This is a genomic window from Nonomuraea lactucae (assembly GCF_003313395.1).
In the GTDB taxonomy this organism is placed as follows: Bacteria; Actinomycetota; Actinomycetes; order Streptosporangiales; family Streptosporangiaceae; genus Nonomuraea; species Nonomuraea lactucae.
This window is the reverse complement of record NZ_QNFZ01000908.1, coordinates 1-7924: the sequence shown is the minus strand read 5'-3', so window position 1 is coordinate 7924 and position 7924 is coordinate 1. Positions and strand designations below refer to the sequence as shown.

Below are 7924 nucleotides of genomic sequence, written 5' to 3'. Positions count from 1 at the left end.
CGCCGAGCTCGCGGAGGAGCTGGCCGAGGCCGAGGCCGCCCGCGCCGACGCGCTCGGTGTCACGATCGAGGTACGGCGGCGGGGGCCCGGCCCGCCGGTCGTGCGCGGGGCGCAGTCGGCGCTGCGCCGGGTCGTCTCCGCTCTGCTGGACAACGCGCTCGGCCACACCGGCGCCGGCGGCCACATCTGGGTCACCCTCTCCACGGGCTCCGGCACGGTCGAGCTCGCCGTCCGCGACGACGGCGTGGGCCTGGACCCGGACGACGCCGAACGACTGTTCACCAGGTTCGTCGGGGGGCCGCACAGCGAGGAGCGGGGCTTCGGCCTCGGCCTGGCCCTCGTACGCGAGGTGGTGGACGGGCACGGCGGCACGATCACCGCGGACGGCCGGCCCGGAGCCGGGGCGGTGTTCACCGTGTGCCTCCCCGCGGCCCCCGCCGGGACGGCCGGGCCCGCCGCCTCCGCGGCCAGATCGAGCGACGCGACCCCGCTGCGGTAAACCGCTCGAACCCGCGCTGAACCGCTCGAACCCGCGCTCAGGTGCGGTGCCCGCCGACGATCAGGATCAGTCGTCGGTCCTGTCGTGGTCGCCCAGCACCTCGGCGATCCGCATGATGTGCGGCGCGACCTCCCGTGTGCCCGCCATCCTCTGCTGCTCGGTCAGCCGGCCGAGCAGCTCGTCGGCGAGCTCCTCGGCTTCCTTCTCCTCGTCCGTGGTGTGGACGTTGCGGTGCGCGAGAAGGTGGACCATCTTGTCGGGCAGGTGGGGGGCGAAGCGGCGCAGGCTCTCCTCCGTGTCCAACGTGACCGGCCGGTGCTCCAGGAGGAGGTGTGCCAGTTCGTGCAGCAGGATGCCCAGCCGGTGATACCACGAGCGGGACCTGGCGCAGTAGACGACATAGGTCCCGTCCATGCGCTGCGCCGTCACCCCGGTGAGCCGTGAGTCGGGGATGACCACGAACTTCAGTTCGACCTGGGCGTCGAGGATCTCGCTCATGATCTCGCCGACCCGGCGGCAGGCATCCCGGTAGGTGGCGGACCCGCGCAGGGCGAAGCGCTCGACCGTCCGATCACAGAGCACTTGCCATTCCCGCCGGTTCATGTCTCGTCACCTCCGGGGGAGGTGCCCTTCCGGGGAGGGAAGATCCAGCCCGTCTCACCGGATTCGAGGGCTTGGGTGATGGTCTGGGCCGCCTGGCGGCGCATCTCCGGACTCCAGAGCGATGCCTGTTCGGCCATCCTGGTCGCGAACTCGATGACCCCGGCCTTGCGGAGGGCCGCGAAGTCGGTCAGTTCGGCCGCGAGGACGTCGGCCAGGTCGTCGTCGAGGAAGTAGGCCGGCTGCGGGCCGGCCTCGTCCGCGAGGCCGAAATGCTCTGCCAGTCCGAGAATGTGCTTCAGCCTGGGGTTCGGCGGCGTGTCCGGGAGCGGGTTGAGGAGTTCTCTGATGTAACTGGCGGAGATGGAGCCGCACCGGTCGTCCATCGTGATCGACTTGGCGACCTCCTCCGGAGTGTACGGGCCCCGGCCGACGGGATAGACGACCGCGAAGAGGAGGCGCAGTTTGCCGGTGAAGGACTGGCGCGGCCGCTCGTCGCCCCACCGCTCCTGCCGGCCGCCGACGAAGACGGCCGGGCACACGTCGAGCGCGGCGGCGAGGTCTTCCATGGTCTGCAGGGTGGGGTTGTCCCGGTGGCCTTTCCTCAGGTGGGAAATGTAGCCGTCGGTTATCTCGCCGCCCAGCCGGTGGACGGCGTCGGCGAGTTCGGTATTGGTATACCGTCGCCGCCGCGAGACCGGGTGCAGGCATAAATCGTCGAGGATGGAACCGAACGATCGCGATCTCTCGGCCACAATTCACCTCGAACTAGTTCATACTGCCGTAGGAGGGTTGGTGCACCATTCAGCATGCCAGTTGATTACGGTCGTCGTCGCCCTTAGTCTCTCAACAACCGCAACATCTACTCATGTGGCGCTTGTGGGGCGAGGGATGAAATTCAGGTATGAACCACGAGCTCGCCTCCAGGCTCGGGAACCGATGGTCTCCCAGGTCCGAATGGCCGTGGATCCGGCATCGAGGTCGGGGTAGCCGGGGCAAGCCCCCGTACTCACTCAGGATCGATGGCCGCGGCCACCCGAAGGATCACACGATGGCGTCTGGAACCAAGGCGGACCCTTCCCTAGGCACGGGCCCTCATCGAGGCGGTTGCGGCAAAGGCGGCTTCGACCCCAGCGTGCCGAACGCTTCACGGATCTACGACTGCCTGCTCGGCGGCAAGGACGGTCTCGCCGCCGATCGCGGGGCCGCCCGCGGGCTGCTGGAGGTCATGCCCGGGGCCGGGACCGCCGCGCAGGCGAACCGCGACTTCCTCGGCCGTGCCGTCCGCGTGCTCGCCGACGCGGGCATCGACCAGTTTCTCGAGCTGGGATGCGGGCTGCCGACACAGCAGAACGTGCACCAGGTCGCCCTCTCCCTGAACCCGGAGGCGCGCGTCGTGTACGTCGACCGCGATCCGGTCGTGGTACGGCACGGCCAGGCCCTGCTCGCCCGGGACGGCGTCGTGGCCATGGTGGGCGCGGACCTGCGCACGCCGGATCAGATCCTGCGCCATCCGGCCGTGACCAGTCTGCTGGACTTCTCCCGGCCGGTCGGCGTGCTGATGACGGCCGTCCTGCAGTTCGTGCCGGACGCCGACCGGCCGGGCGAGATCGTGGCAGCGTTCCGGCGCGCCATGTGCCCCGGAAGCTATCTGGTCATGTCTCACGAATGCCGCGACAGCCTCAATCCCCGGCAGTACGCCGCGATCTCTGGTATGTACGACATGGCCTCCTGTCCGGTCGCCCTGCGCACCCGGGCCGAGATCCTCGCTCTGCTGGACGGGTTCGACCTCATGGAGCCGGGACTGGTCGACGTGCTCTCATGGCGGCCCGACTGCCCGTCCGGGGATCACGTTCCGGGGCCCTACTGGCAATGGCCGGGGCATGCGACCCACGTCCTCGGCGGCGTCGGAGCGAGAGTGATCTCTTGAACCGGCCTGGCGGCATCGCGTTCGGCAGCGAGGAACAGCGTGATCGAGAACTTGGTCTATCCGCTCTGCGCCACTGTGCTCACACTGCTCCTCGCCGGCAGGCTGCGGCGGCTGCGTCGCCGGCGTGGCAGCGCCCCGCTGTGGGCCCTGTGCGGCACGCTGTTCTTCCCGGTCCTGGCCCTGTGGCTCAGGGCGGGAACGAACGCCGAACACTTCGACCGGGTCACCGGTGTCCCCAACCTGTCGGTGCTGGTGCTCTACAGCTGCACCAGCGCGTTCACGGCGTGCGCCCTCGCGACGACGCTGCTGTGGAGGGAGCCGGCCGAGCGAGCCCGGCGCCGGGTGCGCTGGGTCCTCGCCGGATACGGACTGGTGATCGCCACCATGGCCGCGCTGTTCTTCGCCCGGCCGATGCCCGGGGAACATCCGCTCAACTTCGCCCTCCACCACGGCGGGCAGCCGACCGTCCGCGCGCTCGCGGCCGTCTGGCTCACCTCCGTGTTGATCGGGACCGTGACCTTCGGGTGGTGCTGCTTCACGTGGGCGCGGGACGGCGACTACGCGGACCATCCATGGCTGCGACGCGGACTGCGACACTACGGGGCCGCCGGATGGGTGCTGGCGACGTACACGCTGGTACGGGGGGCCGCCGTCGGCGCGAGCTGGCTGGGCACGCCGGACCTGAACACGGTGGCGACCACGGCCGCGGCGCCCGTGGTCCTGGCCGGCAGCTTCTTCCTGGCCGCCGCCGTGATGCTGCCCGTCTGGGGCCCGCGCATTCAGGACCTGCGCAGGTGGGCATGGGGGTGGCGGGTCTTCGCCGGGCTGTGGCGGTTGCACCGCGCCCTCCGGCACGTCGAGCCGGCCCTGGTCTTCGTGGCGCCGGGGCGCCGGCTGGATCCGCACCACCGGGTGCGCCGGATGGTGATCGAACTGGCTGACTGGCGGTGGCGGCTGGCCCCGATGTTCGACCCCGAGGTCGAGGAGGAGGCCACGAGACTCGGCCGGCTGGCGGATCTTCCCGGAGACCGGCTGCGCGCGGCCGTGGAGGCTGCCCGGCTGAAGGCCGCCGCGTACGCGTCGCACCGGCACCCGCGGTCGCGAGGCCCGCACCTCTCCGAGGAGGAACAGGACTGCGGCGACATCCAGATTCACGCCGAGGTCGCCTGGTGGACCGAGGTCGCCCGCGCCTTCAGGCGATCACCGATCGTGACGGGCACGGCGGAGCGGCCGTTCAGTGGCCGAAAGCACGCGCGACCCTGAGCCACCAGTCCAGTTCCTTCTCGAAGTCGGCGCCGTTCCGCGCGTCGTCATGCCGCTGCGCGGGGGCGTCGACGGCCGTGCGGGAGCCGTGGCGCAGGCGAAGTGCGGCGGTCTTGAGCCGGATCGCCTCGACGCTGGCCTTCAGTTGCTCGCCCGTGAGGCCGGCCTCCCGCCCCGACCGCGCGGCCGACTCCTCCACCACCGGATCGAACAGGGACATCAGGGTGTACCGCCAGTCGCTGAGCTCGATCACCATCCTGCGCACCCGGTGGTGCGGGTCGAACCTCTTCCGCGACGCGATGAAGACCACGGTGGGGTCGACGGGCTGTAGCGCGCGATGCAGCGGCCTCAACCCCAGGAAGACCCGCCACCGGCTCATCCACCTGCGCGCCGCCGACAGCCGCGGACCCCAGACGGGCACCAGCAGGGCACCGGTCAGCGCGATCGTGCCCAGCAGTGTGACCAGCAACGGGATCAGCGTGGCCGCGGGCTTCAGCGCGGTCACGCCGAACCAGAGCGTAACGATCACGATGGACCGGAAGAGATGGTTGAGGCCGAGAACGAGCCCGGCGGTGCCGTACAGGCGCAACCCCATCCGCAGCCACCGATTGATCCGCTGGTCTCTGGCCCAGCTGAAACACAGGTAGGCCAGAATCGCCACAGCGATCACGACCGAGACGATCGCGATCATCGTCCATGCGGCGGTGATGGGATCGGTGGCGTAATGGAGGTCGAAATCCAGCACGCGCTCCTCGGGCACCGAGGAGAACGCGAACAGACCGGCTATGGCCACGATCTCCGAGCCGTAGGCCACCAGGATCCAGCGGATCCGTGGCCACGCGGTTCCGGCCGGATACCGCCACATCAGTGCCATGCACAGGAAGCACCCGGCGAGCGCGGACGTGAAGACGTACACCAACAGCGGCGCCAGATTCGTGACACCGGTCAACCGACTGACGGCCCGTTGGACGTCCGGCAGGGACAAGGCCATGACGACCGAAGGAAACAGCAGCGTCAGAACCAGGGTCCACAGTCTGGGGCTTTCCCATCGGGAACGGAGCCGAGCAATCTTGTAGGCGATCACGGCGACGAACATGACAGCGCAGCCGAGATATAACGAGTCGTAGATCGTCATCATATGCCTCCGGTCATGAATTCATGGACCCGCTGCCATATCGGCTATCAGCCGACAAAGCGGACACCGACATGGGCCCACCTCCCGGCTCGATCCCCCGCGAAGCGCTCCAACGATTGACCAGTCGCAAGGAGCTATCAATCGATATTTCCAAGCTGTAATAAAACCGCCCACAAGCGCGGCGAGAAGAGGTGCCCGTGGCGCGAGGCTACGGCGTGCCGTACAAGGGGAAGGGGTCTCGTGAGGGGCCGCGCCAGCGGGCTGGAGCCCTTGATCGAACCTGGAGGTGCGCCGTGGCGCCGAAGGCCTTCGCCTCGTCCGCCGACCTGGACGAGAAGCAGCAGACCCTGGAGGTGCTCGCCGACGGCGTCTACGCGCTGACGGCCGAGGGCGACCCGAACGTCGGGGCCGTCGAGGGCGAGGACTTCCTCGTCTGCTTCGAGGCCCTGGCCACGCCCGTCGCGGCCCGCCAGTGGCTGGCGAGGCTGCGCGAGCACACCGGCAAACCGGTCAGATTCCTGGTGCTGTCGCACTACCACGCGGTCCGGGTGCTCGGCGCGAGCGCGTTCGGCGCGCAGGTGATCGTCGCGCACGACAACACCCGCGCGCTGATCGCCGAGCGCGGCGAGGAGGACTGGCGGTCGGAGTACGGGCGGATGCCCCGCCTGTTCAAGGACCCGGACTCGATCCCCGGGCTGACCTGGCCCACCGCCACGTTCTCCGACCGGTTCACCATCCACCTCGGCGGGGACCGGGGCGAGCTGGTGCTGCAGTACTGCGGACGCGGCCACACCGAGGGCGACATCGTGGCCTGGCTGCCCGAGCGGCGGATCCTGTTCGCCGGAGACCTGGTGGAGGCGCGGGCCGCCCTCTACACCGGCGACGCCTTCCACCGCGAATGGGCCACGGGAACACTCGACCGGGTGGCCGCGTTCGGCGCCGAGACCCTCGTCGGCGGGCGCGGCGCGGTGGCGCGCGGCCGGGACGCCGTGTCCGCCGCCATCGGCCAGACCCGCCACTTCCTGCAGGTGATGCTGCGCGAGGTGGGCGCGGTGCGGGAGCGCGGCGGCACCCTCAAGGAGGCGTTCGAGGCCGCCCACGCCGCCCTGGCCGTCCGCTACGGCGGCTGGCCGATCTTCGAGCACTGCCTGCCCTTCGACGTGTCGCGGCTGTGGGACGAGCTCTCCGGCGTCGAACGGCCCGTCATCTGGACGGCCGAGCGCGACCGCGAGGTCTGGCGGCGGCTGCAGGGCTGACGGTGGCCGTCGTCGACGCCCCTGTCGCGGTGCTGGGCGGCGGGCCCGTGGGGCAGAGCGCGGCGCTGCTCCTGGCGCGCTGGGACGTGCCCGTGGTGCTGCTGGACGCGCGGCCCCGCCGCGACCCGGCCGGCTCCAGGTCAATCGTGCAGCAGCGCGACGTGCTCGACATCTGGGAGGCGGCCGGCGCCGGGCGGCGCATCGCCGCCGAGGGCCTGACCTGGACCACGGCCCGCACGTTCCACCGCGACCGCGAGCTGTTCAGCTACACCTTCGCGGAGGCCGGCCGGTCGGAGTTCCCGCCGTTCGTCAACATCTCCCAGGCGCGCACCGAGGAGCTCCTCGACGAGCGGATCTCCGCCGAACCGCTGATCGACGAGCGCTGGGACCACCTGGTCACCGGCATCGCCCAGGACGCCACCGGGGTGACCCTGATTTGCCGCACCGGCTCCGGCGACGTCGCCGTACGGGCCGCGTACGCGCTGGCCTGCGCCGGGTCGAAGGGCGAGGAGGTGCGCCGGATGCTCGGCCTGAGCTTCGGCGGCCGATCCTTCGACGACCGCTTCCTCATCTGCGACATCCGCACCGACCTGCCGGACTGGGCACACGAGCGGCGCTTCTACTTCGACCCGCCCTGGAACCCGGGCCGGCAGGTGCTCATCCACCCGTGCCCGGACTCGACGTTCCGCGTCGACTGGCAGGTGCCGGCGGGCTACGACGACGCGCTGGAGGCGGGGTCCGGCGCCCGCGACGCCAGGATCCGCGCGGTCATCGGCGACCGGCCGTACGAGGTGGTGTGGAGCTCGGTCTACCGCTTCCACTCCCGCGTCGTGAACCGCATGCGGGCGGGCCGTGTGCTGCTCGCGGGGGACGTCGCGCACCTGGTCGCCCCGTTCGGCGCCCGCGGCCTGAACTCCGGGGTGCAGGACGCCGAGAACGCCGCCTGGAAGCTCGCGTTCGTGCTCAACGGCTGGGCGGGCGAGGCGCTGCTCGACAGCTACCACGCCGAGCGGCACGCCGCCGCGCTGGAGAACCTCGACGTGACCGGCGCGACCATGCGGTTCCTGGTGCCGGGCACCGAGGAGGAGCGCCGGCACCGGCTGTCCGTGCTGGAGGCGGCGGCCTCGGACGTGACGGCCCGCGCGGCGGTCGACTCTGGGCGGCTGGCGGAGCCGTTCTGGTACGTGGACTCGCCGCTGACGACGCCGGACCCGTCCCGGCCGTTCGCCGGCCGCCCGCCT

Annotated in this window: 8 protein-coding genes; 5 read left to right on the top strand and 3 right to left on the bottom strand. The window is 70.7% G+C overall.

Going from position 1 to position 7924, the window contains the following annotated elements; genetic code table 11:
• Positions 1-499, top strand: a 499-nt coding sequence (locus DQW85_RS31430) for a sensor histidine kinase (protein ID WP_162795529.1), incomplete at its 5' end; no start/stop codon positions are given.
• 66 nt (positions 500-565) lie between these two features.
• On the opposite strand, the gene DQW85_RS31425 is transcribed toward DQW85_RS31430, so the two are convergent.
• Both DQW85_RS31425 and DQW85_RS31420 read right to left on the bottom strand, forming a co-directional pair.
• Positions 566-1102 carry a hypothetical protein gene (locus DQW85_RS31425; RefSeq protein WP_162795528.1) on the bottom strand — a complete coding sequence of 179 codons (537 nt, stop codon included), beginning with the start codon at positions 1100-1102 and terminating at the stop codon, positions 566-568.
• Positions 1099-1854: a helix-turn-helix domain-containing protein gene (locus DQW85_RS31420; RefSeq protein ID WP_113703423.1), complete on the bottom strand. Its 756-nt coding sequence runs from the start codon at positions 1852-1854 to the stop codon at positions 1099-1101. Before DQW85_RS31420 ends, DQW85_RS31425 begins: the two co-directional genes overlap by 4 nt.
• A gap of 380 nt (positions 1855-2234) precedes the next feature.
• Here DQW85_RS31420 and DQW85_RS31415 point away from each other — a divergent pair, with 380 nt between their 5' ends.
• Both DQW85_RS31415 and DQW85_RS31410 read left to right on the top strand, forming a co-directional pair.
• A complete protein-coding gene (locus tag DQW85_RS31415; RefSeq protein ID WP_240197539.1) occupies positions 2235-3029 on the top strand; it encodes an SAM-dependent methyltransferase in 795 nt (264 codons plus the stop codon).
• 39 nt (positions 3030-3068) lie between these two features.
• Positions 3069-4292 carry an MAB_1171c family putative transporter gene (locus DQW85_RS31410; RefSeq protein ID WP_113703421.1) on the top strand — a complete coding sequence of 408 codons (1224 nt, stop codon included), beginning with the start codon at positions 3069-3071 and terminating at the stop codon, positions 4290-4292.
• On the opposite strand, the gene DQW85_RS31405 is transcribed toward DQW85_RS31410, so the two are convergent.
• The gene (locus DQW85_RS31405) at positions 4264-5388 is read right to left on the bottom strand and encodes an MAB_1171c family putative transporter (protein WP_338043429.1); all 1125 of its coding nucleotides are present in this window, start codon (positions 5386-5388) and stop codon (positions 4264-4266) included. The genes DQW85_RS31410 and DQW85_RS31405 overlap by 29 nt on opposite strands.
• A 332-nt stretch (positions 5389-5720) precedes the next feature.
• Here DQW85_RS31405 and DQW85_RS31400 point away from each other — a divergent pair, with 332 nt between their 5' ends.
• Positions 5721-6683, top strand: coding sequence for an MBL fold metallo-hydrolase (locus DQW85_RS31400; protein WP_113703419.1), 963 nt, complete (start codon positions 5721-5723; stop codon positions 6681-6683).
• 2 nt (positions 6684-6685) lie between these two features.
• A partial coding sequence (locus DQW85_RS31395) for an FAD-dependent monooxygenase (protein ID WP_113703418.1) occupies positions 6686-7924 on the top strand: 1239 nt, incomplete at its 3' end.

Excerpts from the sequence above, each read along its gene's own strand:
- DQW85_RS31405 (WP_338043429.1), bottom strand. The coding sequence starts at position 5,388 with ATGTTCGTCGCCGTGATCGCCTACAAGATTGCTCGGCTCCGTTCCCGA.
- DQW85_RS31425 (WP_162795528.1), bottom strand. The coding sequence starts at position 1,102 with ATGAACCGGCGGGAATGGCAAGTGCTCTGTGATCGGACGGTCGAGCGC.